A 25,887-nucleotide genomic window follows, 5' to 3' on the forward strand; every position below is an offset into this window, starting at 1 on the left:
ACCAGTAGCGGGCTACCTGGTGGCCACCGCCGGGTCCCTGCTGCTCTCCGGCGACCGCGGCCTGCGGGCCCTCGGTGTTCTGGCCGGTGCGGGCGCGTTCGTCTGCTGGGCCCTGTGGCGGCTGGAGTTCGTCTCGACCTGGTGCGCGTTCGCCGCCGTGTGCTCGCTGGTCCTGTTCGGGTGGGTGCGGGGGCGTGGGCGGCGGGCGGGTGACGGCCCCGGCCGGCAGGAGGATGTGATGCGCATCATGTCACCTCGATTGAGTCGGGCACCAGGACAATGTCCGTACCCTCACGTGACGCTCGAGATCCGGATGCGAGGATGAGGCCACCATGACCAGTGGGTGGTGTTCTCGCACGGTACGGGCCGCGGTGTTCGCGGCTGTCTGTGTGCTGCTCGCCGCCCTCGGCCACGTCCTGATGTCGGAGACCGCGGTGCCCGGGTGGGCCCTGGCGGCAGGGGCGGCGACGACCGGCGTCACCGCCTGGCTCCTGGCCGGCCGGGAGCGCGGGCCGTGGCTGGTCGGCTCCGTCGCGGTGGCCGCCCAGGCCGCCCTGCACACCTTGTTCGCCCTCGCCCAGGCACTCGTCCACCCGGACCCCGCGGGTGGAGGTTCGTTGCTCGAGCGCGGGCTGGGCAACCTGCTGATGCGTCAGCACGCCGCGCCCCACCACTTCCCGGGTGACGGCACGGGGCACGGCATGGGCGGCGGGACGGCGGACAGCCCGCATTCCGCGTACGCCGCCCATGCCGACCACGCCGTGCACTCCACGGCCGCGGACGGCATGTCGTCGACCGGGATGCTCGCCGCCCACCTGCTGGCCGCGCTGGTGTGCGCCCTCTGGCTCGCGCGGGGCGAACGTGCCGTGTTCCGCGTCCTGCGGGCCTTCGCCGGCGGGCTGTTCGCGCCGCTGCGTGGACTGCTGCTGCGGTTGCCCGCACCGCCGGACCGCCCACGCGTCCGCGCGCGCCGCGCCGGCCGGGACCGGGTGCCGCGCCGGCTCCTCCTCACCCACACGATCACCACTCGGGGTCCGCCAGCCGGGGTCGCTGTCGTCTGACGACAGCCGGTTCCCCGAGGCCTCCCGGAACCCGACGCGCCGACGGATCGACACCACGGTCGAGCCGTCGGCCGCCGGTGTTCCCGCCTCGGGCACCGGCCGCGCACTTCCGTGCCCGGCCGCCACCCAACCCCTCACCGGCACCGTCGTGCCGCACGCGTCGGGCCGTCGGGCCCGCCGAGCCGGTCGCGCCCGCGGTGTCCCACGGACACGGCCGCGCCGTACCGCTGCCCGCGTACGCCGACGGCGCGACGCGCCGACGCGGATTCGGCCGCCGGTGCCGGAACTCCCGGAAGGACAGTCGCAGGTGAGCACTGTTGCCCTGCTCCCCCCACGGAAACAGCCGAAAGAGGAGTCGATCACCGCCTGGGCGCTCGCCGCCCGCGGCGGAGACGCCGAGGCCGTGGAGCATTTCGTACGTGCTCTGCACCCGGACGTCCGCCGCTACGTGACGTTCCTCGGCGCCGACCCGCAGAGCGCCGACGACCTGGCTCAGGACACGTTCCTGCGGGCCCTGAGCAGCCTGCACCGGTTCGAGGGCCGCTCGTCGGCCCGTACCTGGCTGCTGACGATCGCCCGCCGAGCCGTGATCGACGGCATCCGTCACAGCTCCGTCCGTCCCCGCCTGTCGGACGCGGCGGACTGGGAGGCGGTCGTCGAACGCAACCAGCCGCGTGATCTGCCGGGCTTCGACGACGGCGTCGTCCTCGCGGAACTGCTGGACGCGCTCCCCGACGACCGGCGGGAGGCGTTCGTCCTCACGCAAATGCTCGGTCTCCCTTACGCGGAGGCCGCCCTCGTCACCGGCTGCCCGATCGGCACGGTGCGCTCGCGGGTCGCCCGCGCCCGCGTCTCACTGGTGCAGTGGCTGGGTGAGGCCGACGACGGGTGACGGCCGGAGCCGGGCACCGTACCGCCGCCCGGCCGGGTGAAGGCCGGGCGGCGGTCTGGACTGTTGGTCCAGCAGTTGGACGTATAATCTAAGAGGGCTGAGTCGGCCGAGGAGGAACCACCCATGCCCGCTGCCCGGATCACGCACGGCGACCGTGCCCTGGAGGCCGAACGGGACGCGATCCTGGCGGCCTTGGCGCCCGTGACCGAAGGGATCGCGGCGACCTTCGGGCCCGTGTGCGAGGTGGTGCTGCACGACTACCGGCACCCGGAGGGGTCGGTGGCCGCCGTGGCCGGATCGGTGACCGGGCGGACGGTGGGCGGGGCGATGAGCGAGATCGGCATGCGGATGCTCGCCCGGGGCGACCGGGCGGCCGACGAGCTCAACTACCTCACCCGGACCGGCGACGGGACCATGGTGAAGTCCTCCACCATGGTCCTGCGGGACTCCACGGGCGCGGTCTTCGGAGCCCTGTGCGTCAACGTCGACGTCACCGCGGTCGGTCAGGCGCACACCCTGCTCGGAGCGCTCGCCGGGATCGGCGCCGCCCCGGCCCAACCGCCGACGACCACCTTCGGCGACGACATCGATTCCGTGGTCGAGGCCATCGTCGACGCCCACCGGCTGCGGCAGCACCGCAGTTGGGTGGAGCTCGACCGGGCGGAGCGCGTACGGCTGTTTCGCGACCTCGATGCCCGCGGCGTCTTCGCCGTGCGCCGCGCGGTGGAACAGGTCGCTTCCCGGCTCGGCATCTCCCGGGCCTCCGCCTACCACTACCTCTCCCGGGCCAGAGCAACGGCCGACGCACCGGCCGACGCCCCCACCGATCCCACGGACGCAGCCGACACGACCACGACTCCCCCCGGAGGCACCGCGTGACGACCACCACCCCGCCGGTCACCCTCGACGACGTCCGTGCCGCCGCCGAACGGCTCGCCGGCGTCGCCCATCGCACCCCCGTGCTGCGCTCCCGCACTCTGGACGCGCTGGTCGGCGCCGAGGTCCACCTGAAGTGCGAGAACTTCCAGCGCGTGGGCGCCTTCAAGTTCCGGGGCGCCTACAACGCGGCCTCCCGGCTCACCCCCGAGCAGTTGTCCCTGGGCATCGCCGCCTACTCCTCCGGCAACCACGCCCAGGCCGTCGCCCTGGCCGCGCGGGAACTCGGCACCACGGCCGTCATCGTCATGCCCGACGACGCCCCGCCGTCGAAGCGGGCGGCCACCGAGGCGTACGGCGCGGAGATCGTCACGTACGACCGGTACACCGGCGACCGGGTCGCCGTCGCGGAAGCCCTGGCCGCAGAGCGCGGCCTGGCGCTCATCCCGCCCTACGAGCATCCGCACGTCATCGCGGGACAGGGCACGGCGGCTCTCGAACTCATCGAAGAAGCCGGAGAGTTGGATGCGCTCATCGCACCGGTCGGCGGCGGCGGGCTGATCGCCGGAAGCGCCACCGCGGTCAAGGGCCTGCACCCCGGGACGCGGGTGACCGGGGTCGAGCCCGAGGCGGGCGACGACACCAAGCGGTCCCTGGAGGCGGGACACCGCGTGAGCGTCCCGGTCCCGCGCACCATCGCCGACGGCCAGGCACTGCCCACCCCGGGCGAACTGACGTTCTCCGTCAACCAGCGGCTCCTGGACGGGATCGTCCTGGTCGGCGACGACGAGATCAGGGACGCCATGCGGTTCGCCTTCGAGCGGCTGAAGATCGTCCTCGAGCCGAGCGGCGCCACTCCCTTGGCAGCGCTCCTCACCGGACGCGCCGGCCGTCTCCCGAACAAGGTCGGACTGATCCTCTCCGGCGGCAACATCGACGCGGCGCGCTTCGCCCTCCTCTGCGGCCCCCGTGCCTAGGAGGACTCCATCAACTCCTTGAGCCGTGCCAGGTCGGCGGCGACCGTGCGGGCGTCACGCTCGAATGCGGCGTCGCTCGTCCCCGGCTGCCGGCGGAGGGTGAACACCACCTCGCTCCCCGAACCGTCGACGAGCACCCGGACCGGGTTGTGGACGGTCTCCCCCGAAGGCAGCGTGACGTCGTGGTCGAGTACACCCCATTCATTGCGTGGTGCGAAGGCGACCACCACCCGGCCCATGGGGGAGGACTTCGCGACCCATTGGTCATCGATTCTTTCGAGGGAGCCTCCCAGGCCATGGGCCCATGCGGGCAGGTTGGCCGGTTGTGAAGCATAGGCGTAGACATCGGCGACGGTGCGGTCGATGCGGATGCTGAGGTGGCGCGATTCCCTGCCGGTGCTCTTCATCGCAGCGACGGTAGCGGGACACCGTCCCTCTTCTCTTGAACGAATCGGACACGTGTGACCCGCCGGGCGGCCCCGGGACGTACCGGTACTGGCCCCGTCACTCGAATGGCGTACCCGTCTTGACGGACTGACGATGGAATGGTGGGCCGAGACCCCCGCCGGCGCCGCGCGGACGGACGGAGACCGGCCCCGGCCGCGCAGAGCGACGGCCGGAAGGAGCAGGGACATGCTGGAGATCAAGACACTGGACAAGCCGGACGAGCGGCGGGACTTTCCCGGGGGCCACCTCGAGGCCGTCCACATGACCGGGCTGGACTTCGCCGTGGCCGTCTTCGAGCCCGGATGGCGCTGGTCCGAGTCCGTCGGACCGATCGCCGGAACACCGAGCTGCCGGATCCACCACAACGGTTACGTCCTCCAGGGCCGCTTGCGCATCCGCATGGACGACGGCGCCGAGAGCGAGGTCGGCCCCGGCGACGTCTTCGTCTGCACACCCGGCCACGACGCCTGGGTCGTCGGCGAGCAACAGGTCGTGGTGTACGACTTCGCGGGCGCCATGGCGCAGAGCTACGCGAAGGCCGCCGACCGGCCCTCCGACGGCTAGAGCGCGCCGGGCAGGGCATGCGGTGAGGAGGGCGGCACGGCGAAGGTGATCGAGGGGACCGAGGCCGATCGGGCGTTGAAGGCCAAGCACCGGGCGATGTGGGCCCGGGGTGCTTACCCCTCCGTGGCCGCCGAGCTCATCCCGGAGCTGGGCAGGGAACTGGTCGAGGCGGCCGGCGTGGGGTCCGGGAACCGGGTGCTCGATGTGGCGGCGGGAACCGGAAACGCGGCGATTCCGGCGGCACCGGCCTGGCCGGACTCGCCCGCCGTCACGACCGGGGGATCGGGGAGGGCACCTGGTCATGGACTGGCAATACCTGTTGTACACCGCGCACCGCTCGCCCGCCTGAACCCGAGGTGTGCGGCCGCGGACGTCATACCGGCAGCAGCCGTCCGATCAGGTCGCTCAACTGGCGTACGGTACGGCACTCGTGCATGCCGACCAGCCCGGCGTACTCGAGGGCCGCCGAGTCGCCGGTGCCCCAACGGGAGCGCGGCTCGGGGTTCAACCAGTGGACGCGGCGGGCACGCCGGCCCAGCTCGCCGAGGGCCGGGAGGTTCGGGTCGCCCATGTTGGTGCGGGCGTCGCCGAGGACGAACACGGTGGTCCGTGAGCCCACGGCCCCGGCATACCGTTCGGTGAACTCGCCCAGGGCGGCGCCGTAGTCGCTGCTGCCGTGCCAGCCGGTGACCGCGGCCTCCCCGCGGATGCGGGCGCCGAGGCCGTCCGGGTCGGCGGCGCCGTGCACCAGCAGCCCGGTCACCTCGTCGATCCGGTTGACGAAGGCGAACACCCGCACCTTGCCGAACTGGTCGTGCAGCGCCTGCACCAGCAGCATCGTGAAGTCGGAGAACCCGGAAACCGACCCCGACACATCGCACAGCAGCACCAGTTCGGGCCGCGCGGGCCGACGCCGACGCAGCACGGGACGCATCGGCACCCCGCCCGTCGACAGGGAACCGCGCAGGGTGCGCCGCAGGTCGATGCTGCCGCGGGCGGCCCTGCGGCGGCGGGCGGCCAGCCGGGTCGCCAGCTTGCGGGCCAGTGGCTGCACCGTCCGGCGCAGCTCGGCCAGCCGGTCCTTCCCGGCGAACAGGAAGTCGACGCGGTCGGCCGTCGGGGCCACCGCACGCCGGGCGATCTCGTCCCGGTCCCGCCGTTCGGCGACCCGGCGCCGCGCCTCCGCGGCCACCATCCGGCGGAACTCCTCGATGCGGCGCCGGATCTCGTCCTCCAGCAGCCGGTCGCCGAACCCCGCCGCGCCGTCCCGGGCCCGTACCTCGTCCCGGACCCGCGCGAGCAGCGTCTGCGGGCGCAGCCGGTCCAATGTCTGGTACGACGACCAGCCGTCCGACGCCGGTGAACTCCCGTATCCGCCGAAGCCGTCGACCGCCTCCATCGCCAACCGGGCCATCAGCGCCGTGTCATCGGCGGCGAGCGCCGCCGCCAGCCGCTCGCGCAGAGCCGCACGGTCCGCGGGGTCCGTGCGGCCTTCGGGCGCGCCGACCCGGCGGGGGAAGTACAGGTCGAAGACCGCGTCGAACACCGGGCGTTGACCCGTGGTGTGCAGCAGGGTCGCGGCCAGGCCCTCACGGAGCGACTCCCGGTCCGCGAGCCCCAGTTCCCGGGTCGCCCGGGCCGCGTCCACGGTCTCACCGGTGCCGATGCGCACACCGTGCGCGCGGAGCGCGTCGACGAGGCCGGTCAGCCGGGCGGTGAGGTCCGCGGTGGCGTTCACACGGCGTCCAGGTCGAGTTTGGCCTCGGCCTTCAGGATGTCGTCCTGGTGCTTGAGGATCACGCCCAGGCTGTCCCGTACGACCGCCTCGTCCAGCGTGCCGGCGCCGAGCGCCAGCAAGGTGCGGGCCCAGTCGACGGTCTCGGCCACCGACGGCGCCTTGCGCAGGTCCATCGCGCGCAGCGCCCCGACCACCCGCACCACCGACTCGGCCAGCGCCGCGTCGATCCCCGGCACCTTCAGCCGGACGATCCGCCGTTCCAGCTCCGCGTCGGGGAAGCCGATGTGCAGGAACAGGCAGCGGCGGCGCAGCGCCTCGGACAGTTCACGCGTCGCGTTCGAGGTGAGGACGACGAAGGGGCGGCGGCTCGCGGTGACCGTGCCGAGTTCGGGAACGGTCACCTGGAAGTCGCTGAGCACCTCCAGCAGCAGCCCCTCGACCTCGACGTCCGCCTTGTCGGTCTCGTCGATCAGCAGCACCTTGGGATCGTTCCCGCGGATGGCCGTCAGCAGCGGACGCGGCAGCAGGAACTCCTCGCTGAAAATGTCCGTACGCGCCTCGTCCCACGTCTCGTCCCGGCCGGCGCTGATGCGCAGCAGCTGTTTGGCGTGGTTCCACTCGTACAGGGCCCGGGACTCGTCGACGCCCTCGTAGCACTGCAGACGCACCAGCCGGGCCCCGGCGACCTGGGCCACCGCCTTGGCCAGCTCCGTCTTGCCGACCCCGGCGGGGCCCTCCACCAGCAGCGGCTTCCCGAGCCGGTCGGCGAGGAAGACGGTCGTGGCCACCGCGGGCGACGCCAGATAGCCCGCCTCGGCGAGTCGCGCCAAGACGTCGTCGACGGAAGTGAACACCTGGGCCTCCAGCTCGGGGCGGCATGGACCGAGTACGGACTGAGCACTGGCTGACGCAGCTATCTAAGCGCTTGTTCACCTCCCCTGTCATCATCACGAGGAACCCCCACGGAGCCCGCGAACAGTGCCGCGCAGGCCAGAAACCGCCGTGCCCCGGGACGCCGCGTGCCGGCCCGGCCGACCCGCCGCAGGGCCAGGAACGCGGCGCCCGCCGACGAGAGCAGCGTGACGGCCACCCCGCCGAGGACGGCGCGACGCGTCCCGGAGGAACCGGAGAGGAGCGGAGTCAGTCGACCAGGACGACCTCCATGACGCGCGGGCCGTGGACGCCCTCCACCCGGTCGAGTTCGATGTCGCTCGTCGCCGAGGGACCGGAGATCCAGGTGAGGGGACGCGCCGGGTCGAGGCGTTCGAGGGCGTACGGGACGGAGGGGACGACCTGCGCGGCGCGGACGACACAGATGTGGTGGTCCGGGACGAGGGTGATCCGGCGGCGGCCCTGGTCGGGGGAGCCGTCGAGGACGATCGTGCCGGTCTCGGCGACGGCGACCGCGCAGGCGGTGACCACGCTGTCGACCCGGTCCAGTTCGTGCGGGGTGTTCTCCGCCCGGTCCGCGATCCGTCTCACGTCGCTCCCCGCGAGCCAGCTCTCGTCCAGCCCCGGCGGGACGAGGACCGACGAGGAGCCGCGCGAGACCAGGAGCCCGGCGACGACCTCGACCAGGTGGCCGGCGTCGGTGCGGTGGACGACCGCCCGGTAGTCGGCGAGGTTCCCGGCGAGGAGGTCCAGCGTCTGCGCGGGGGTGCGGTCACCGTGCTCACGCAGGTAGTCGCGGGTGACCGCCCGCTCGTAGGGGGGGTACCTCCCGGGCCGTTCAGGCGCGGGGGGAGTCTCGTCGCCGCGCGGGACGTCGGCGAGGGCGCGCCGCACCCGGCCCAGGATCCGTTCCCTGCTGCTCACCGGTCACCACCCTTGTCCTCGGCTTTGTCCGCGGCACTGTCCTTCGCCGGCGTCCCGGCACCGGGCGTCGTCCTCGGCAGGGCGGGGCCGCCCTTGCCGTGTGTGCGCTGCCACCAGTCGCGGAAGGGCTCCGCGGGCACCGCCGGAAGGTCCCGGGTGCCGCTCCACGCCCGGCCGGGGCCCGGCAGGGTGCGCGGATGGAGGCGCCGGGTGCGGGAGGCGAGGCGCTGGCCGGTGCGCAGCGCGCCCGGGTGGGAGAACGCCCAGCGGGCCGCGCGCATCGCGGCGCGCTCGGCGGCGTGCCCCTTCGCGGGCTGGAGCACGACCTTGTTGCCGCCCCGGACGACCTGGCCGCCCTCCACGATCCGTTCCCGCAGATGCACCAGCACCTCGGGGATGTCGATGGCCACCGGGCACACCTCGTAGCAGGCCCCGCACAGCGACGAGGCGTACGGCAGGGAGGCGTCGATCTCGCTTGCCGTACCCCGTAGTTGAGGGCTGAGGATGGCGCCGATCGGGCCCGGGTAGACGGAGCCGTAGGCGTGGCCGCCGGCCCGCTCGTAGACCGGGCAGACGTTCAGGCACGCCGAGCAGCGGATGCAGCGCAGCGCCTGGCGGCCGACCTCGTCGGCGAGCGTGTCGGTGCGGCCGTTGTCCAGCAGGACGAGGTGGAAGGCGCGCGGGCCGTCCTCGTCGGCGGTGCCGGTCCAGGTGGACGTGTACGGGTTCATGCGCTCGGCGGTCGAGGAACGCGGGAGGGTCTGCAGGAACACCTCCAGGTCCTGCCAGGTCGGGATGATCTTCTCGATGCCGACGACCGAGATCAGCGTCTCCGGCAGGGTCAGGCACATCCGCCCGTTGCCCTCGGACTCCACCACCACCAGCGTGCCGGTCTCGGCGACCATGAAGTTGGCCCCGGAGATGCCGACCTTGGCGCGCAGGAACTTCTCCCGCAGGTGCAACCGCGCGGCTTCGGCGAGTTCGGCGGGCGTGTCGGTGAGGCCCTCGGGCGCCGGGCGGCCCCAGCCGCTCATCTCACGGGCGAAGATGTCCCGGATCTCCCCGCGGTTGCGGTGGATCGCGGGGACGAGGATGTGCGAGGGCCGGTCCTTGCCCAACTGCACGATCAGCTCGGCCAGATCGGTCTCGTAGGCGCGGATGCCCGCCGCCTCGAGGGCCTCGTTGAGCTCGATCTCCTGCGTGGCCATCGACTTGACCTTGACGACCTCCGACTCGCCCGTCTCCTTGACGAGTCCGGTCACGATCCGGTTGGCCTCGGCGGCGTCGGCGGCCCAGTGGACCGTGCCGCCCGCGGCCGTCACCGACTCCTCCAACTGCACGAGGTAGTGGTCCAGGTGACGGAGCGTGTGGTCCTTGATCTGCTTGCCGGCCTCCCGCAGCTGTGCCCAGTCCGACACCTCGGCGACGGCCTTCGCCCGTTTGGCCCGGATGGTGTGCGTGGCGTGCCGGAGGTTGCCGCGCAGGGTGGCGTCGCGCACCGCCTCCCGCGCGGCCCGGGGAAAGGCCGGCATTCCGACGAACGTTCCGCTCATACGGCCGCCGCCTCCTCTTCCGTGCGCGCCAGGATCTCCGCGAGGTGCACCGGCCGCATGCCGGTCCGCAGCCTGGTCATCGTCCCCCCGATGTGCATCAGGCACGAGTTGTCCGCCGCGCACAGCACCTCGGCGCCCGTCGACTCGGCGTTGCGCACCTTGTCGGCGCCCATCGCCGCGGAGACGTCGGGGTTCTTCAGTGCGAACGTGCCGCCGAAGCCGCAGCACTCGTCGGCCCCCGGCAGTTCGACCAGCTCCAGCCCCTTCACCGCCTCGAGGAGACGCCGGGGCCGGTCGCCGAGTCCCAGGGAACGCAGCCCGTGGCAGGTCGGGTGGTAGGTCACCGTGTGCGGGTAGTACGCGCCGACGTCCGTCACCCCCAGGATGTCCACCAGGAACTCGGTGAGTTCGTACGTCTTCGGCACCACCGGCGCCAGCGTGGCCGCGAGGCCGCCCCCGCGTCCCTCCGCACGGGCCCGCTCGCCCATCCGCGGATACAGCTCCCGCACCATCGCCCCGCACGACCCGGAGGGCGTCACGATCGCCTCGTAGTCCCCGAAGACCTCGGAGAAACGCCGGGCCATCGGCTCGGCCTCGTGCCGGTACCCGGTGTTGTAGTGCGCCTGCCCGCAGCAGGTCTGCGCCATCGGGAAGTCGACCTCGACGCCGAGCCTGGTCAGCAGCTTCACCACCGCGCGCCCGGTGTCGGGATAGAGCGTGTCGTTGACGCAGGTCAGGAACAGGGCGACACGCATCGCGGCTCCTTGTGGATCGAACATCGGGTGAGTGCAGGGTAGTGCGCGGTCGCTCGCGCGGGGAGACCCCCGAGGGGGCCGTGGCCCGTCCGGCGGATCCGGGGGGGTCCGCTCGGGGCAGGCCCTACGTGAGCCGGGCCTGTGCGGCCTCCCACCGCCGCGTGCCGCCGCGCGGTTCGTACCGGGTCAGCGGCTGGGTACGGGTGAGCAGGCGCCGCATCCCGGCCAGGTCGCCGGCCGGCCCGTGCGCACGGGCCTGCACGAGGACGTTGCCCAGCGCGGCCGCCTCGGTCGGGCCGGCCACCACCGGCAGCCCGCAGGCGTCCGCGGTCAGCTGGCACAGCAGGGCGTTGCGGGTGCCGCCGCCCACGATGTGCACGACGTCGACCGCCCGCCCGGCGAGCCGCTGGGCGTCCCCGACGGCCCTGCGGTGCGCGAGCGCGAGCGAGTCGAGGATGCAGCGGGTGATCTCGGCGGGGGAACCGGGCACCGGCTGCCCCGAGGTCCGGCAGGCCTCGGCGATCCGCTCCGGCATCCGCCCCGGCGCCAGGAACGCCGCGTCCCCGGCGTCCACCACCGACCGCAGCGCGGGCACCTTCGCCGCCTCCAGCAGCAGCGCCCCCAGGGCGTCCGGTCCGCCCCAGGCCCGTACGCACTCCTGGAGCAGCCACAGGCCCATGATGTTGCGCAGGTACCGGACCGTTCCGTCCAGCCCCAGCTCGTTGGTGAAGTTGGCGGCGCGGCTCTCCTCGGTCAGGACCGGAGCGTCCAGTTCGAGGCCGGCCAGGGACCAGGTGCCGGTGCAGATGTAGGCGAACCGCTCGCCGGTGGCGGGGACGGCGGCCACCGCGGACGCCGTGTCGTGCGAGCCGACCGCCGTCACCGCGACGGGCCCGGCCAGACCGGTCTCCTCCAGCACCTCGGGCCGCAGCTCCCCGGCCGGGTCCCCGGGGTGCCGCAGCGGTGCGAAGAGGGAGAGGTCGATGCCGAGGCGCTCGGCGACGCCGTGGGACCAGTCGCGGGTGCGCGGGTCGATCAACTGCGTGGTCGAGGCGTTGGTCAGCTCCGTGCCCTGCTCACCGGTGAGCCAGTACGTCAGCAGGTCCGGGATCAGCAGCAGCCGTCTGGCCTGCGCCAGTTGGGCTGTGCCACGGGCCGCCGTCAACTGGTACAGCGTGTTGAACGGCGCGTACTGCAGACCGGTCGCCGCGTACAGCTCCCCGGCGGGGACGCTCGCCCACACCTTCTCCGCGACCCCCTCCGTACGGCGGTCACGGTAGTGCACCGGGTTGCCCAGCAGTGCCCCGTCCGCGTCCAGCAGACCGTAGTCCACGGCCCAGCCGTCGACACCGACGGACACGAGCCCGTCGCCCGCCTCCCGCAGCCCCTCCAGCACTCCGGCGTACAGTCCGAGCACGTCCCAGCGCAGCCCCTCGGGCACCCGCACCGGCCGGTTCGCGAAGCGGTGGACCTCGGTCAGCTCCAGACTGTCGGGGCCCACGCGGCCGACCATGACGCGCCCGCTGGACGCGCCGAGGTCGACCGCCGCGTACGGCCGCGCACCGGCGTTCATCGTAGGAACGCGGCGGCGACGCCGGCGTCGACCGGGACGTGCAGGCCGGTGGTGTGGGTGAGGTCACCGCCGGTCAGCGCGAAGACGGCGGCCGCGACATGGTCGGGCAGCACCTCCCGCTTCAGCAGCGTGCGCTGCGCGTAGAACTCGCCCAGCTTCTCCTCCGGCACCCCGTACACCGCCGCCCGCTGCGCACCCCACCCGCCGGCGAAGATGCCCGAGCCGCGCACCACACCGTCCGGGTTGACGCCGTTGACCCGGATGCCGTGCTCACCCAACTCGGCTGCGAGAAGCCGTACCTGATGGGCCTGGTCGGCCTTGGCGGCCGAGTAGGCGATGTTGTTCGGACCGGCGAACACCGCGTTCTTGGACGCGATGTAGACGAGGTCGCCGCCCAGTCGCTGCGCGATCATCACGCGGGCCGCCTCGCGGGAGACGAGGAAGGAACCGCGGGCCATGATGTCGTGCTGGAGGTCCCAGTCCTTCGCGGACGTCTCCAGGAGCGGCTTGGAGATCGAGATCCCGGCGTTGTTCACCACCAGGTCGACCCCGCCGAACGCGAGCACCGCCGCCCGGAACGCCTCCTCGATCTGCTCCTCCGACGTCACGTCCGCTCTCACCGCGACGGCCTTGTCCGGACCGCCCAGTTCCTCGGCGACCGCGGCCGCGTTGTCCCCGTTCAGGTCCGCCACGACGACACAGGCGCCCTCGGCCGCCAGCCGCCGCGCGATCGCCTTCCCGATCCCGCTTCCGGCCCCGGTGACCAGCGCCACCCGGGTGGCGAGCGGCTTCGGCTCCGGCATCCGCCGGAGCTTCGCCTCCTCCAGGGCCCAGTACTCGATGCGGAACTTCTCCGACTCCTCGATCGGCGCGTACGTCGAGACCGCCTCGGCACCGCGCATCACGTTGATCGCGTTGACGTAGAACTCGCCGGCCACGCGCGCGGTCTGCTTGTCCTTGCCGAAGCTGAACATGCCCACGCCCGGCACCAGCACGATCGCCGGGTCGGCGCCGCGCATGGCGGGGGAGTCGGGCGTGGCGTGGGCCGCGTAGTAGGCGGCGTACTCCTCGCGGTAGGCGGCGTGCAGCTCCTCCAGCCGGGCCACGGCCTCGTCCGTCGGGACCGACGGCGGCAGGTCGAGGACGAGCGGCCGGACCTTGGTGCGCAGGAAGTGGTCCGGGCAGGAGGTGCCGAGCGCGGCCAGCCGGGGGTGCTCGGCGCGGGCCAGGAAGTCCAGTACGGCCTCGGAGTCGTCGAAGTGCCCGACCTGCGGCCGGTCCTGCGAGGCGACGGCCCGCACGTACGGTGCGAGAGCCGCCGCCCGCTCCCGGCGCTCGGCCTCGGGCAGCGGCTCGTACCCGTCGAGCACCGGCCCGAACGGCTCCGGCCGGCCCCGCTCGGCGAGGAACCGCTCGGCGGTGCGGATGATGTGCAGCGAGTTGCGCTCGCACTCCTCGGACGTGTCGCCCCACGCCGTGATCCCGTGCCCGCCCAGGACGCACCCGACGGCCCGCGGGTTGGCCTCCTTCACGGCGGCGATGTCCAGACCGAGCTGGAAACCGGGCCGTCGCCACGGCACCCATACGACGGTGTCACCGAAACACTCGGCGGTCAGCTTCTCCCCGTCGGCCGCACAGGCGAGCGCGATGCCGGAGTCGGGGTGCAGATGGTCCACGTGCGGGGCTTCGACCAGCCCGTGCATCGCCGTGTCGATCGAGGGCGCCGCACCGCCCTTGCCGTGCAGGCAGTAGTCGAACGCGGCGACCATCTCGTCCTCGCGGTCGACCCCGGGATAGACGTCGGTCAGCGCCCGCAGCCGGTCCAGCCGCAGCACGGCGAGCCCCGCCCCGGTCAGTGTCCCGAGATCCCCACCGGACCCCTTGACCCACATCAGCTCCACATCACCCCCGGTGACGGGGTCGGTCGCGGTGCCCTTGGCGGAGGTGTTCCCGCCGGCGTAGTTGGTGTTGCGGGGGTCGGCACCGAGGCGGTGGGAACGGGCGAGGAGGGCGTCGGCTGCGGGGTGGGTAGACATGAACCTCAGTCCTTATCCAAGAGACGTAGGGGAAAGCGCGCCCCTTCAGGGGCGCGGGGAAGTGCCCATGTGCGGCTACCGCCGCGTGGGCGCGGCCGGCCACATCCGGCCCGCGGTCCGCGACGAACAGAAAACGAGCAGCCGCCTACGCCCCCCATCCCGCCTGCTCCCCGCCCACCCGCTCCGCGACGATCCTCTCGGCCCACCCGGACCGCCGGTACGCCCCGACGGGGTCGGGGTCCAGCCCCATCTCCTCGCGGACCTCCCGCAGCAACGGCCGCACATCCGTGTTGTACGCGTCCATCAGCACGGCGTTGGCACCCAGCACATCGCCGGAGGCCTGCGCAGCGGCCAGCGCCTCCGCATCGACGAGCAGCGCCTTCGCCGTGGCCTCCTGCACGTTCATCACCGACCGGATGATCGCCGGGATCTTCGCCTCGATGTTGTGACACTGGTCGAGCATGAACGCGGCCCCGGACGTGAACCCGCCCCCGCGCACCACCTCGTGCATGATCCGGAACAGCTGGAACGGGTCGGCGGAACCCACCATCAGGTCGTCGTCGGCGTAGAAGCGCGAGTTGAAGTCGAACCCGCCGAGCCGTTCCTCGCGCAGCAGTGTCGCGACGATGAACTCGATGTTGGTGCCCGGCGCGTGGTGACCCGTGTCGACGACGACCCGGGCACGCGGCCCGAGCTTCAGGCAGTGCGCGTACGCGGTGCCCCAGTCCGGGACGTCCGTCGTGTAGAACGCCGGCTCGAACAACTTGTACTCCAGCAGCATCCGCTGCCCCTCACCGAGCCGCTCGTACACCTCCGCGAGAGCTTCGGCGAGCCGGTCCTGCCGGGCACGGATGTCGTCCTGGCCGGGATAGTTCGTACCGTCGGCGAACCACAGCTTCAGGTCCGTCGAACCGGTCGTGTCCATGATGTCGACGCACTCCAGGAGATGGTCCACGGCCTTGCGGCGGACCGCCGCGTCCGGGTGGCAGACACTGCCGAGCCGGTAGGCGTCGTCCTGGAAGGTGTTGGAGTTGATCGTGCCGAGCCGCACACCGCGGTCCTCGGCGTGCTCGGCCAGCGCGGTGTAGTCGTCGACCTTGTCCCACGGAATGTGCAGCGCCACCGAGGGCGCCACTCCCGTGAACTCGTGCACCTTGGCCGCGTCGTCCAGCTTCTCCTGCGGGGTGCGGGGCACACCCTGCTGTGCGAACACCTTGAAACGGGTCCCCGAATTGGCGTACGCCCACGACGGCGTCTCGACGGCCTGTGTCTTGAGAGCGGCCTTCGCCGCGGCGAGCTCGGTCACGTCAGGGCTCCTGTGACATCGGGTCCTATCGACCACGGAGTGAAACGATTCAGGACGGGAAACTATGGTGCCCCCGAAGGGGTGTCAACCCCTCCGGCCAAGACCGCCCTTCGTGACCAGGGCGTGATCCGAAGCTGTCGAAACTTTTTCGACCGGGACCCATTGACGTGACATGCGCCGCGCGCCTAACGTCCCGGCAACCCAGTTGAAACCTTTCACGACGCCGCGAGGGCCGCCCCGCCGGACGTCGTCGAGGAGCCCTCATGACCCACCCGTCCGACACGGGTCCGGCCGCCCCGGTTCTCGCACTGAGGGACATCTCCAAGTCCTTCGGCGCGGTCCGCGCCCTGCGGGACGTCTCCCTGGACCTGTTCCCCGGCGAGGTGCACGCCCTCGCCGGCGAGAACGGAGCCGGCAAGTCGACCCTCATCAAGACGCTCGCCGGAGTGCACCGGCCGGACGCCGGCCAGGTGCTGCTCGACGGCGCGCCCGTCCTCTTCCACGGGCCCGGCGACGCCCGCGACGCCGGCATCGCCGTGATCTACCAGGAGCCCACGCTCTTCCCCGACCTGTCGATCGCCGAGAACATCTACATGGGCCGGCAGCCCAGGCGTGCTCTCGGCCGGATCGACCACAAGGCCACCCGCACCGCGACCGCCGCCCTGATGCGGCGGCTCGGCGTCGCACTCGACCCCGACCGCCCGGCCCGCGGCCTGTCCATCGCCGACCAGCAGATCGTCGAGATCGCCAAGGCGCTCTCCTTCGACGCCCGCGTCCTGATCATGGACGAGCCGACCGCCGCCCTCACCGGCAGCGAGGTCGCCCGCCTCTTCGGCGTCGTGCGCACCCTGCGCGAACAGGGCGCGGCGGTCCTGTTCATCTCCCACCGCCTGGAGGAGATCTTCGAGATCTGCGGGCGGGTCACCACCCTGCGCGACGGCGCCCGGATCGCCAGTGAACCGCTGGACGGCATGACCGAGGACGACCTGGTGCGCCGCATGGTCGGCCGCGACCTCGAGGAGCTCTACCCCAAGCAGGAGGTGCGCCCCGGCGAGATCGCCCTGAGCGTGCGCCGGCTGACCCGCGAGGGCGTCTTCACCGACGTCTCCTTCGACGTGCGCCGCGGCGAGATCGTCGGCCTCGCCGGGCTCGTGGGCGCCGGGCGCACCGAGGTGGCCCGCGCCGTGTTCGGCATCGACCGCTGGGACGCCGGCGAGGTCGAGATCGACGGACGCGCGCTCACCAACGGCGCTCCCTCCACCGCCATGGCCGCCGGCCTCGCCCTGGTCCCCGAGGACCGGCGCGCCCAGGGGCTGGTGATGGACATGTCCATCGAGCGCAACATCGGCCTGACCGGACTGCGGACGACCGTCCGCGCCGGCCTGATGGACCGGGGCGCCGAACGCAGCCGCTCCCTGGACTGGGCGGTCAGACTGCACGTCAAGTACGCCCGGATCGCCGACACCGTCAACACGCTCTCGGGCGGCAACCAGCAGAAGGTCGTCCTCGCCAAGTGGCTCGCCACCGGACCCAAGGTGCTGATCGTGGACGAGCCGACCCGCGGCATCGACGTCGGCACCAAGGCCGAGGTGCACCGGCTGCTCTCCCAGCTCGCCGCCGACGGTGTCGCCGTGCTGATGATCTCCTCCGACCTGCCCGAGATCCTCGGCATGGCCGACCGCGTGCTGGTGATGCACGAGGGCCGTCTCACCGCCGAGATCCCCCGCACCGACGCCACCGAGGAAACCGTGATGGCCGCAGCCACGGGGAGGGCCGCATGACGGTCGTCAGCCCCGACCCCACCCCCGTCGTCGAGGTGCCGAAGTCCAGCGGCACCCGGCTGGTCGACCGCGTGTTCAAGGTGCGCGAACTCGCCATCCTGCTGGTCTTCCTGGTGATGATCGCCGTCACCCAGGCCGGCAACAGCGAGTTCCTGTCCGAGCAGGGCATCAAGGACCTGCTGCTGAACGCGACCATCCTGGTCCTGGTCGCCACCGGCCAGGCCCTGGTGGTCATCACCCGCAACGTCGACCTGTCCGTCGGCTCCACGCTCGGCATCTCCGCCTTCGCCGCCGGCGTGTATCTCCAGGACGGCGGGAACCCGGTCGTCGCCGTCGCGCTGGCGGTACTGCTCGGCATCGGCTTCGGACTGCTCAACGGACTGCTCGTCAGCCTCGGCCAGGTGCCCGCGCTCGTCGTCACCCTCGGCACCCTCTACATCATCCGCGGCATCGACTCCATCTGGGTCGGCTCCCGCCAGATCACCGCCGCCGACCTCCCCGCCGGATTCGTCGACTTCGGCTCCGGCGGCATCTCGGCCGTGCCCTACCTGGCCCTGATCGCCCTCGCCGTCCTCGTGGCCACCGCCTACTACCTCAAGCACTTCGGCAGCGGACGCGAGCTGTACGCACTCGGCTCCAACCCCGAGGCCGCCCGGCTCGCCGGTATCCCCGTCCGCAAGCGGATCCTCGCCGCCTACACCTTCTGCGGCGCCCTCGCGGGCCTCGCGGGCGCGCTGTACCTGGCCCGGTTCGGCAACGTCGACTCCGGCACCGGCACCGGCTACGAACTCACCGTCGTCAGCGCCGTCGTGGTCGGCGGCGTGGTCTTCACCGGCGGCTCCGGCAGCGTCTACGGCGCCGCTCTCGGCGCCCTGCTGCTGACCTCCGTCAACAGCGTCCTGCCCGCCCTCGGCGTCAGCTCCGTATGGGTGCTCGCCATCAACGGCACCCTGCTCATCCTCGCCATCGCGGTCGACCGGATCGTCGCCCTGCGCGTGGCCGCCGCCCTGAAGAAGAGGAACGCCCGCCATGGCTGACTCCGCTCTCGCGCGCGCCGTCCGCCGGTCCCCCTCCGTGCGGTGGGACACGGTCGTGGGCGCCCTGCTCGTCGTGGTCCTGCTGCTGTCCTTCACCACCGTCGACGGCTTCGGCAACGCGCTCAACCTGTCCTTCCTGATCGGCAACACCCTGCCGATCGCGCTGATCGCCCTGCCCATGACGCTGCTCGTGGTCTCCGGCGAGATCGACCTCTCCGTGGCCTCCACCGCCGGCCTGTCCGGCGCGGTCATGGGCGCCCTGTGGAACCAGGGCATGACCATCGAGGCGATCATTCCCGTCTGCCTGCTCATCGGCGTCGTCTGCGGTCTGGTCAACGGCCTGCTCGTCACCCGGCTGGGACTGCCCTCCCTCGCCGTCACCATCGGCACCCTCGCCGCCTACCGGGGCATCGCGCAGATCGTGCTCGGCTCCGACGCGGTGACCGACTTCCCCGCGCAGTACCTGGACTTCGCCGCCGGACGCATCGGTGACACCTTCGTCCCGTACGCGCTCCTGCCGTTCCTGGCGCTGCTCGCGATCGCCGTCGTCGCGCTGCACGCCACCCCGTTCGGGCGGTCGCTGTTCGCCATCGGCGCCAGCGAGGAGGCGGCCCGGTTCGCCGGCATCCGCGTCAAGCGGCAGAAGCTGATCCTGTTCACGCTGACCGGCCTGATGGCCTCCCTCACCGGAGTCTTCTGGGCCCTGCACTACGCCAGCGCCCGCTACGACAACGCCACCGGCCTCGAACTCTCCGTCGTCGCCGCCGTACTGCTCGGCGGCATCGACTTCGACGGCGGCAAGGGCACCCTCGGCGGCGCGATCGCGGGCGTCTTCCTGCTCGGCGCGCTGCAGAACGTCATGAGCCTCGTCAACGTCTCCGCCCAGTCGCAGATCGTCGTCACCGGCGTCCTGCTCGTCGTCTCCGTGCTCGGCCCGCGCGTCGCACGGCAGGTCTCCGCCGCACGTGCCGGACGCCGGGCCGCCTCGCCACCGGCGTCCGCCTCTCCACCACCGGTGTCCAAGGCGTCCACCCCGGCCCCGTGAATCCTCCTCGCCCGTCTCACCCGTAAGGAATCCACCATGCGCCAGTCCTCCCTCCGCCGGACCTGTGCGGCCCTCGCCGCCGTCACCTCCCTCGCCCTGGCCGCCACCGCCTGCGGCGGCACCACCAAGGACGACGTCAAGAACGAGGGCGGCGGCTCGGCGGCCACGGCCGGCAAGGCCGACCCCGACGCGCCCACCAAGAAGGGCCTGACCGTCGGCTTCCTGCCCAAGCAGGTCAACAACCCTTACTTCACCAGCGCCGACAAGGGCGGCGAGAAGGCCCTGAAGGAGCTGGGCTCCAGCTACAAGGAGGTCGGCCCCTCCAGCGCCACCGACACCGCCGGCCAGGTCTCCTACGTCAACACGCTCACCCAGCAGCAGGTCGACGCCATGGCCGTCTCCGCGCAGGACCCCGGCGCGCTGTGCACCGCGCTCAAGCAGGCCATGAAGAACGGCATCAAGGTCGTCACCTACGACTCCGACACCACCGCCGACTGCCGCAACGCCTTCGTCTCGCAGGCCAGCGGCGAGGACCTGGGCCGTACCGAGGTCCAACTGCTCGCCGAACAGATCGACCACAAGGGCGAGATCGCGATCCTCTCCGCCGCGCAGACCGCGACGAACCAGAACGCCTGGATCGAGTTCATGAAGGACGAGCTCGAGGACCCCAAGTACAAGGACATCAAGCTGGTCAAGGTCGCCTACGGCAACGACGACGCCCAGCAGTCCTTCCAGCAGACCCAGGGCCTGCTCCAGGAGTACCCGAACCTGAAGGGGATCATCTCCCCGACCACCGTCGGCATCAAGGCCGCCGCCCAGTACCTGTCCGGCTCCAAGTACAAGGGCAAGGTCAAGCTGACCGGCCTCGGCACCCCCAACGACATGCGCAAGTACGTCAAGAACGGCACCGTCGAGGCGTTCGAGCTGTGGGACCCGGCGAAGCTCGGCGAACTCGCCGCGCGCACCGCCGTCGCCCTGTCCTCCGGTCAGATCACCGGCAAGGAGGGCGAGACCTTCGAGGCCGGCGCGATGGGCGAGTACACCATCGGCAAGGACGGTGTGATCAACCTCGGCAAGCCCACCGTCTTCAACGCGAAGAACATCGACGACTTCGACTTCTGAGTCGGGCCCGTCGGTCCGACCGCCCCTGTCCGACCGCCCCCTGCACGACCGGATCCGAGCTTCCGTCAGCATTCACCGAAGAAACGCCGAAGGAGCGGTACTTCATGCAGCGCGTCTGCTTCCTGCTCAAGGTCCGCCGGGACCGGATCGCCGAGTACCGCGAACGTCACGCCGCCGTGTGGCCCGAGATGCGCGAGGCGCTCTCGGCCACCGGCTGGCACAACTACTCCCTCTTCCTGCGCGACGACGGCCTCCTCGTCGGCTACCTCGAGACCCCGGACTTCGAGGCCGCCCGCTCCGCAATGGAGGCCACCGACGTCAACGCCCGCTGGCAGGCGGAGATGGCCCCCCTCTTCGAGACCCTCGACGGCGCCCGCCCGGACGAGGCGATGAAACCGCTCACCGAAGTCTTCCACCTCGCCTGACCACGGACCCCACCCGAGGAGCCCCGAGATGAGACGACGCACCCTGCTGGCCGGAGCCGTACTCGGCACCGTGGCCGGACCCGCCCTCGGCGGGTCCGCCGCCCGCGCCGCCGCCCCCGGCCCGTCGGTCACCCCGGCCGGCCGCACCACCCTCGACGACCGGGCCGTCTACTTCGTGTCCTACGACGGCCTGGTCAACAACAACTCCTTCCAGAAGAACGGCCTGCTGACCCACAAGGGCCACCAGTACGCCGTCTGGTACACCGCCGACCGCAGCGCCGTCGTCGGCCGCCGCGCCCTCGGTGCAAGCACCTGGCAGACCGTCAGGGCCGGCCACACACTCCGCTACGACGACTCCCACAACGTCATCTCCATGGGCGTCTCCAGGACCGACGGCCGCCTGCACCTCCACATGGACTCCCACAGCGACGGCTTCACCTACGTCAAGTCCACCGCCGGACTCATGGACGACCCCTCCGGGCTCAGCTGGACCGCGAGCCGTTTCGGCGCCCCGCAGTCCACGCTCGACGGCCTCGCCCTCACCTCGCAGTTCACCTACCCCCAGTTCGTCTCCACCCCCGAGGGCCGGCTCCAGCTCAGCTACCGCGCCGGCGTCTCGGGCAACGGGCGCAACGCGCTGGCCGAGTACGACGGCACCCGCTGGACGGCGCTGGGGGAGTGGACCGCCTCCACCGGCACCTATCGCAGCGAGCACGGCTCCTCCACCGCCCGCAACATGTACCTGCACGGCATCGACTACGACCGAAGAGGCCGCCTGCACGCCTTCTTCACCTGGCGGGAGCAGAACAGCGCCGTCATGTGCAGCCCCGGCGGCATCACCAACCACGACACCGGCTACGCCTACTCCGACGACCGCGGCCGCACCTGGCGCAACGACGCGGGCACCGCCGTCGCCACCACCGGCACCGCCGACCGGGTCTCCGTCACCGACCCCGGCCTGGTCGTCGACCCGCTGAACCCGGACCACTCCCTGATGAACCAGGAGAGCCAGTCCACCGACTCCGCCGGCCGGCCGCACGCGATCATCAGCTACGTCCCCGGCCGCTTCGGCCAGTGCACCACCGACTACGTCGCCGACCGCACCGCGAACGGCCGCGCCTTCCACGTCCGCCGCACCGCCTCCGGCACCTGGCGCAAGACCGAGATCCCCGTCCCCCTCCACTCCAGCCAGCGCACCCGGCTGCTCCTCGACCGGTACGACAACGCCTACGCGATCCTCCCCTACGGCCGGATCGCCGGCGCCTCCGCGGCCTCGGACCACACCGACTGGACCCTGCTGTACGACGGCGCCGGTCTGAACGCCTTCGGCGAGGTCCTGATCGACGAGACCCGGCCGGCGCAGGACGGCGTGCTGTCGGTCATGTACCAGGAGCGGTCCACCGGCACCACCCCGTCGGCGCTGCACGTCGCCGACTTCCGGCTGCCCGCCTGACCCCGCCCTCCCGATCTCCGCCCGGTTTCCGTCCGCACCGCCGACCGGTCCCGCCCGACCCGACCACCGCCGATCGCGGGGCGGCCGGGCCGGTAATGTGAACGACCACCGGCCGCCCCTCGCCTTCCGCCCCTCGTCTCCTCGGAGGTCCCTGCCCGATGGCCCAGTCGGTGGGTATCAAGGACGTCGCCCGCGTCGCCGGAGTCTCCGTCGGCACGGTCTCCAACGTGATCAACCGCCCGGACACGGTCGCCGCCGAGACCCGGGCCCGAGTGCTGTCCGCCATCGACCGGCTCGGCTACGTCCGCAGCGAGTCCGCGCGGCAGCTGCGCGCGGGCCGCAGCCGGATCATGGGCCTGCTCGTCCTCGACATGGGCAACCCGTTCTTCGTCGACGTGGCGCGCGGTGCCGAACGCGCGGCGCGAGCGGCCGGCCTCGGCGTGATGGTCTGCAACAGCGCACAGAACGCGAGCGAGGAGGCCGACTACCTCTCCCTCTTCGCCGAGCAGCGGGTACGGGGCGTGCTGCTCACCCCGGCCGACGCCACCGGACGCAACATCGAGGCCTTCCGCCGGCACGGCATCCCCTTCGTCCTGGTCGACCGGGTCGCGGAGGGCACCACCGAGTGCTCGGTCTCCGTGGACGACGTCGCCGGCGGCGCGCTGGCCGTGCGGCACCTGGTCGACGCGGGGCACCGGTCCCTCGCCTACGTCAGCGGGCCGCCCGGTCTGAACCAGGTCAGGGACCGGCGCACCGGCGCGCTGAACGCCCTCGCCGAAGCCGGACTCGGCCCACAAGCCCTGCGCGAACTGCCCACCGAGCGGCTCGACGTCGCCGCCGGACGGGACGCGGGCGCGCGGCTGCTCGGGCTCGCCGACCGCCCCACCGCCGTCTTCTGCGCCAACGACCTGCTCGCCCTCGGCGTGCTCCAGGCGATGTACGCGGCCGGGGTGGGCGTCCCGGACGACTTGGCGATCGTGGGCTACGACGACATCGAGTTCGCCGCCGCCGCGGCCGTCCCCCTCACCTCCGTACGCCAGCCCGCCGTCACGATGGGCGCACTGGCGGCGGAACTGCTGCTCGAGGAGACGGAGACCGGGACCGCGCCCCACGAACACCGCAGGGTCGTGCTGCGACCGGAACTCGTCGTCCGGCGCTCCAGCCTGTCGGCCCGCTGACCAGCGGGTCCCGTACGCACGTGGTGATCCCGGGTCCGAGGGCCGGACGGTCATGTGCTGAACTGGGCCGCGGTCCGACCGTCCGTTCGTCCCGGGAGCCCCGTTGACCGTCAGCTACCGCCAGCCCGGCGTCGTCCTCACCGACCGCCGCTTCACCGTCCCCCTCGACCACGACGTGCCCTCGGGGGAGACGATCGAGCTGTACGCACGGGAGGTCGTCGCCGGCGACCGGGCGGGCCAGGAGCTGCCGTGGCTGCTGTACCTCCAGGGCGGCCCCGGATTCGGGGCGAACCGATTCGTCGGGAAGCCGTCCTGGCTCGGCCGGGCCCTGAAGGAGTACCGCGTCCTGCTGCTCGACCAGCGCGGCACCGGCAGCTCCACCCCCGCCAACCGGCAGACGCTCCCGCTGCGCGGCGGCCCCGCCGAGCAGGCCGACTACCTCGCCCGCTTCCGCGCCGACTCGATCGTCCGCGACTGCGAGGCGATCCGCCCGCAGGTCACCGGCGGCGCCCCCTGGACCGTCCTCGGCCAGAGCTTCGGCGGATTCTGCACCGTCGCCTACCTCTCCACCGCGCCCGAGGGCCTCGACACCGCCGTGATCACGGGCGGCCTGCCCTCCCTGGACGCCCACGCCGACGACGTCTACCGGGCCGCCTACCCGCGCATCGAGCGCAAGGTCGCCGCCCACTACGCCCGCTACCCGCAGGACGTCGAACGCGCCCGCCGCATCGCCGAGCACCTCCTCGAGCGCGAGGTCGTCCTCCCGAACGGCTACCGGCTCACCGTCGAGGCGTTCCAGTCCCTCGGCCTGATGCTCGGCAGCGGCGACGGCAGCCACCGGCTGCACCACCTCCTGGAGGACGCCTTCGTCCCCACCCCGGCGGGCCCGGCGCTCTCCGACGCGTTCCAGGAGCAGGCCCAGGGCCTGCTCTCGTACGCGGGCCATCCCCTGTACGCCCTCGTCCACGAGCCGATCTACGGCCAGGACGCCCGGCCCACCGCCTGGTCGGCCGAACGGGTCCGGGCCGAGTTCCCGCGGTTCGACGCGGCGAAGGCCCTCGCGGGCGACGGGCCCCTGCTGTTCACCGGCGAGTCCGTGCACCCCTGGATGTTCGACTGCGACCCCGCGCTGCGCCCGCTGCGCGAGACCGCCGAACTGCTCGCCGCCCGCACCGACTGGACGCCCCTGTACGACCCGGCCCGCCTCGCCGCCAACGAGGTCCCGGCCGTGGCGGCCGTCTACCACGACGACATGTACGTCGACACGGCCCACTCGCTGCGCACCGCGCGGGCGATCCGCGGCCTGCGCACCTGGGTCACCGACGAGTTCGAGCACGACGGCATCCGCGCGGGCGGCCCCCGCGTACTGGACCGGCTGCTGGCGATGGCCCGCGACGAGGTGTGAGTCCTTGAGCGCCGCGGGTGCCGTGTGCGGCGCGTGTGCCGTGCGTGCTGTATCGCGTCCCGGGGCGTTGTCGGTGGTGAAGGTTAGTCTGCGGGCATGACCGAGGTGACACCCACTCAACTCGCCCCCATGCCCGACGACTGGCAGCGCGCGCTGGCCGTGGTCGCCCATCCCGACGACCTGGAGTACGGCTGCTCGGCGGCGATCGCGTCCTGGACCGACGCGGGCCGCGAGGTCACCTATGTGCTGGCGACCCGCGGCGAGGCGGGCATCGACACCCTGGCCCCCGCCGAGTGCGGCCCGGTCCGGGAGCGGGAGCAACGGGCGAGCGCGGCCGTGGTCGGCGTGTCGACGGTGGAGTTCCTGGACCACCGGGACGGCGTCATCGAGTACGGCACCGCCCTGCGCCGGGACATCGCCGCCGCGGTCCGCCGCCACCGCCCCGAGCTGGTGATCACCCTGAACCACCGCGACACCTGGGACGGCACCTTCTGGAACACCCCGGACCACGTGGCCGTCGGACGCGCGGTGCTCGACGCGGCCGGTGACGCCGGCAACCGGTGGATCTTCCCGGAACTGACCGAGCAGGGCCTCGAACCCTGGAACGGGGTCCGCTGGGTCGCGGTGACGGGCTCCAGCACCCCCACCCACGCCGTGGACGCGACGGACGGCCTGGACAGGGCGGTGCGCTCGCTGCTGGAACACCGCGCCTACATCGAGGCACTGACCGACCAGGATCCCGAGGAGTACGTGCGCGGCTTCCTGACGGAAAGCGCCCGGGAGACGGGCAAGCGGTTCGGCGACCGGCCCGCGGTCTCCTTCGAGCTGTTCTCCCGGTGACGGGCGAC

Annotated in this window: 24 protein-coding genes; 15 read left to right on the plus strand and 9 right to left on the minus strand. The window is 72.3% G+C overall.

Annotation, left to right across the window (positions count from 1 at the left end):
- The 5 genes from AOK11_RS44945 to AOK11_RS15560 form a co-directional block, all read left to right on the plus strand.
- A partial coding sequence (locus tag AOK11_RS44945; RefSeq protein WP_338058927.1) for a DUF6629 family protein occupies positions 1-325 on the plus strand: 325 nt, incomplete at its 5' end.
- Positions 326-332: 7 nt separating this feature from the next.
- Positions 333-1,061 carry a hypothetical protein gene (locus tag AOK11_RS15545; RefSeq protein WP_055594312.1) on the plus strand — a complete coding sequence of 243 codons (729 nt, stop codon included), beginning with the start codon at positions 333-335 and terminating at the stop codon, positions 1,059-1,061.
- 307 nt (positions 1,062-1,368) lie between these two features.
- Positions 1,369-1,953 carry a sigma-70 family RNA polymerase sigma factor gene (locus tag AOK11_RS15550; protein WP_055594313.1) on the plus strand — a complete coding sequence of 195 codons (585 nt, stop codon included), beginning with the start codon at positions 1,369-1,371 and terminating at the stop codon, positions 1,951-1,953.
- 123 nt (positions 1,954-2,076) lie between these two features.
- Positions 2,077-2,832 carry a helix-turn-helix transcriptional regulator gene (locus AOK11_RS15555; protein WP_055594314.1) on the plus strand — a complete coding sequence of 252 codons (756 nt, stop codon included), beginning with the start codon at positions 2,077-2,079 and terminating at the stop codon, positions 2,830-2,832.
- Positions 2,829-3,806 (plus strand): pyridoxal-phosphate dependent enzyme, encoded by a 978-nt coding sequence (locus tag AOK11_RS15560; RefSeq protein WP_055594315.1) that lies wholly within the window; start codon positions 2,829-2,831, stop codon positions 3,804-3,806. Before AOK11_RS15555 ends, AOK11_RS15560 begins: the two co-directional genes overlap by 4 nt.
- On the opposite strand, the gene AOK11_RS15565 is transcribed toward AOK11_RS15560, so the two are convergent.
- The gene (locus AOK11_RS15565; protein WP_055594316.1) at positions 3,803-4,213 is read right to left on the minus strand and encodes an SRPBCC family protein; all 411 of its coding nucleotides are present in this window, start codon (positions 4,211-4,213) and stop codon (positions 3,803-3,805) included. The two genes, AOK11_RS15560 and AOK11_RS15565, sit on opposite strands and share 4 nt — an antisense overlap.
- Before the next feature lie 226 nt (positions 4,214-4,439).
- On the opposite strand from AOK11_RS15565, the gene AOK11_RS15570 reads away from it, so the two are divergent.
- Positions 4,440-4,817 carry a cupin domain-containing protein gene (locus tag AOK11_RS15570; protein ID WP_055594317.1) on the plus strand — a complete coding sequence of 126 codons (378 nt, stop codon included), beginning with the start codon at positions 4,440-4,442 and terminating at the stop codon, positions 4,815-4,817.
- A 373-nt stretch (positions 4,818-5,190) separates the two neighbouring features.
- Here the strand turns inward: AOK11_RS15570 and AOK11_RS15575 are convergent, their stop codons facing one another.
- The 8 genes from AOK11_RS15575 to rhaI form a co-directional block, all read right to left on the minus strand.
- Positions 5,191-6,555 carry a vWA domain-containing protein gene (locus tag AOK11_RS15575; protein WP_055594318.1) on the minus strand — a complete coding sequence of 455 codons (1,365 nt, stop codon included), beginning with the start codon at positions 6,553-6,555 and terminating at the stop codon, positions 5,191-5,193.
- The gene (locus AOK11_RS15580) at positions 6,552-7,409 is read right to left on the minus strand and encodes an AAA family ATPase (protein ID WP_055594319.1); all 858 of its coding nucleotides are present in this window, start codon (positions 7,407-7,409) and stop codon (positions 6,552-6,554) included. The genes AOK11_RS15575 and AOK11_RS15580 overlap by 4 nt, the downstream gene beginning before the upstream one ends.
- A gap of 286 nt (positions 7,410-7,695) precedes the next feature.
- Positions 7,696-8,370 (minus strand): LutC/YkgG family protein, encoded by a 675-nt coding sequence (locus tag AOK11_RS15585; protein WP_055594320.1) that lies wholly within the window; start codon positions 8,368-8,370, stop codon positions 7,696-7,698.
- Positions 8,367-9,923: a LutB/LldF family L-lactate oxidation iron-sulfur protein gene (locus AOK11_RS15590; protein ID WP_240497360.1), complete on the minus strand. Its 1,557-nt coding sequence runs from the start codon at positions 9,921-9,923 to the stop codon at positions 8,367-8,369. Before AOK11_RS15590 ends, AOK11_RS15585 begins: the two co-directional genes overlap by 4 nt.
- Positions 9,920-10,678 (minus strand): (Fe-S)-binding protein, encoded by a 759-nt coding sequence (locus tag AOK11_RS15595; protein WP_055594321.1) that lies wholly within the window; start codon positions 10,676-10,678, stop codon positions 9,920-9,922. Before AOK11_RS15595 ends, AOK11_RS15590 begins: the two co-directional genes overlap by 4 nt.
- A 124-nt stretch (positions 10,679-10,802) precedes the next feature.
- Positions 10,803-12,251, minus strand: a complete 1,449-nt coding sequence (locus tag AOK11_RS15600; protein WP_055594322.1) for a rhamnulokinase — start codon at positions 12,249-12,251, stop codon at positions 10,803-10,805.
- Positions 12,248-14,287, minus strand: a complete 2,040-nt coding sequence (locus AOK11_RS15605; protein WP_055594323.1) for a bifunctional rhamnulose-1-phosphate aldolase/short-chain dehydrogenase — start codon at positions 14,285-14,287, stop codon at positions 12,248-12,250. The genes AOK11_RS15600 and AOK11_RS15605 overlap by 4 nt, the downstream gene beginning before the upstream one ends.
- 145 nt (positions 14,288-14,432) lie before the next feature.
- Entirely contained in the window at positions 14,433-15,593 is a 1,161-nt protein-coding gene (gene rhaI / locus AOK11_RS15610; protein ID WP_055594324.1) for an L-rhamnose isomerase, read from the minus strand.
- A gap of 263 nt (positions 15,594-15,856) precedes the next feature.
- Between rhaI and AOK11_RS15615 the strand changes: the two genes are divergently transcribed.
- The 9 genes from AOK11_RS15615 to AOK11_RS15655 all read left to right on the plus strand — a co-directional run bounded on the left by AOK11_RS15615 (position 15,857) and on the right by AOK11_RS15655 (position 25,879).
- On the plus strand, positions 15,857-17,374 hold the full coding sequence (locus AOK11_RS15615; RefSeq protein WP_055594325.1) for a sugar ABC transporter ATP-binding protein: 1,518 nt from the start codon (positions 15,857-15,859) through the stop codon (positions 17,372-17,374).
- Positions 17,371-18,411, plus strand: a complete 1,041-nt coding sequence (locus AOK11_RS15620) for an ABC transporter permease (protein WP_055594326.1) — start codon at positions 17,371-17,373, stop codon at positions 18,409-18,411. Before AOK11_RS15615 ends, AOK11_RS15620 begins: the two co-directional genes overlap by 4 nt.
- A complete protein-coding gene (locus tag AOK11_RS15625) occupies positions 18,404-19,456 on the plus strand; it encodes an ABC transporter permease (RefSeq protein ID WP_055594327.1) in 1,053 nt (350 codons plus the stop codon). The genes AOK11_RS15620 and AOK11_RS15625 overlap by 8 nt, the downstream gene beginning before the upstream one ends.
- 36 nt (positions 19,457-19,492) lie before the next feature.
- Positions 19,493-20,578 (plus strand): rhamnose ABC transporter substrate-binding protein, encoded by a 1,086-nt coding sequence (gene rhaS, locus AOK11_RS15630; RefSeq protein ID WP_055594328.1) that lies wholly within the window; start codon positions 19,493-19,495, stop codon positions 20,576-20,578.
- 104 nt (positions 20,579-20,682) lie between these two features.
- Positions 20,683-21,003, plus strand: a complete 321-nt coding sequence (locus AOK11_RS15635) for an L-rhamnose mutarotase (protein WP_055594329.1) — start codon at positions 20,683-20,685, stop codon at positions 21,001-21,003.
- Positions 21,004-21,031: 28 nt separating this feature from the next.
- On the plus strand, positions 21,032-22,456 hold the full coding sequence (locus AOK11_RS15640; protein ID WP_055594330.1) for a BNR repeat-containing protein: 1,425 nt from the start codon (positions 21,032-21,034) through the stop codon (positions 22,454-22,456).
- A 158-nt stretch (positions 22,457-22,614) separates the two neighbouring features.
- A complete protein-coding gene (locus AOK11_RS15645) occupies positions 22,615-23,634 on the plus strand; it encodes a LacI family DNA-binding transcriptional regulator (RefSeq protein ID WP_055594331.1) in 1,020 nt (339 codons plus the stop codon).
- 103 nt (positions 23,635-23,737) lie between these two features.
- Complete coding sequence (locus tag AOK11_RS15650; RefSeq protein WP_055594332.1) at positions 23,738-25,039, plus strand: alpha/beta fold hydrolase; 1,302 nt, start codon at positions 23,738-23,740, stop codon at positions 25,037-25,039.
- Positions 25,040-25,135: 96 nt separating this feature from the next.
- The gene (locus tag AOK11_RS15655) at positions 25,136-25,879 is read left to right on the plus strand and encodes a PIG-L deacetylase family protein (RefSeq protein ID WP_055594333.1); all 744 of its coding nucleotides are present in this window, start codon (positions 25,136-25,138) and stop codon (positions 25,877-25,879) included.
- Positions 25,880-25,887: the final 8 nt, after the last annotated feature.

The sequence above is a fragment of the Streptomyces hirsutus genome, from assembly GCF_001418415.1.
Lineage (GTDB): Bacteria > Actinomycetota > Actinomycetes > Streptomycetales > Streptomycetaceae > Streptomyces > Streptomyces hirsutus.

What these genes read in the sequence shown, in the direction of transcription:
- AOK11_RS15545 (WP_055594312.1), top strand. Translation starts at nt 333, where the DNA reads ATGACCAGTGGGTGGTGTTCTCGCACGGTACGGGCCGCGGTGTTCGCG.
- AOK11_RS15555 (WP_055594314.1), top strand. Translation starts at nt 2,077, where the DNA reads ATGCCCGCTGCCCGGATCACGCACGGCGACCGTGCCCTGGAGGCCGAA.
- AOK11_RS15565 (WP_055594316.1), bottom strand. Translation starts at nt 4,213, where the DNA reads ATGAAGAGCACCGGCAGGGAATCGCGCCACCTCAGCATCCGCATCGAC.
- AOK11_RS15570 (WP_055594317.1), top strand. Translation starts at nt 4,440, where the DNA reads ATGCTGGAGATCAAGACACTGGACAAGCCGGACGAGCGGCGGGACTTT.
- AOK11_RS15590 (WP_240497360.1), bottom strand. Translation starts at nt 9,923, where the DNA reads ATGAGCGGAACGTTCGTCGGAATGCCGGCCTTTCCCCGGGCCGCGCGG.
- AOK11_RS15595 (WP_055594321.1), bottom strand. Translation starts at nt 10,678, where the DNA reads ATGCGTGTCGCCCTGTTCCTGACCTGCGTCAACGACACGCTCTATCCC.
- AOK11_RS15600 (WP_055594322.1), bottom strand. Translation starts at nt 12,251, where the DNA reads ATGAACGCCGGTGCGCGGCCGTACGCGGCGGTCGACCTCGGCGCGTCC.
- AOK11_RS15605 (WP_055594323.1), bottom strand. Translation starts at nt 14,287, where the DNA reads ATGTCTACCCACCCCGCAGCCGACGCCCTCCTCGCCCGTTCCCACCGC.
- AOK11_RS15615 (WP_055594325.1), top strand. Translation starts at nt 15,857, where the DNA reads ATGACCCACCCGTCCGACACGGGTCCGGCCGCCCCGGTTCTCGCACTG.
- AOK11_RS15620 (WP_055594326.1), top strand. Translation starts at nt 17,371, where the DNA reads ATGACGGTCGTCAGCCCCGACCCCACCCCCGTCGTCGAGGTGCCGAAG.
- AOK11_RS15625 (WP_055594327.1), top strand. Translation starts at nt 18,404, where the DNA reads ATGGCTGACTCCGCTCTCGCGCGCGCCGTCCGCCGGTCCCCCTCCGTG.
- rhaS (WP_055594328.1), top strand. Translation starts at nt 19,493, where the DNA reads ATGCGCCAGTCCTCCCTCCGCCGGACCTGTGCGGCCCTCGCCGCCGTC.
- AOK11_RS15635 (WP_055594329.1), top strand. Translation starts at nt 20,683, where the DNA reads ATGCAGCGCGTCTGCTTCCTGCTCAAGGTCCGCCGGGACCGGATCGCC.
- AOK11_RS15640 (WP_055594330.1), top strand. Translation starts at nt 21,032, where the DNA reads ATGAGACGACGCACCCTGCTGGCCGGAGCCGTACTCGGCACCGTGGCC.
- AOK11_RS15645 (WP_055594331.1), top strand. Translation starts at nt 22,615, where the DNA reads ATGGCCCAGTCGGTGGGTATCAAGGACGTCGCCCGCGTCGCCGGAGTC.
- AOK11_RS15655 (WP_055594333.1), top strand. Translation starts at nt 25,136, where the DNA reads ATGACCGAGGTGACACCCACTCAACTCGCCCCCATGCCCGACGACTGG.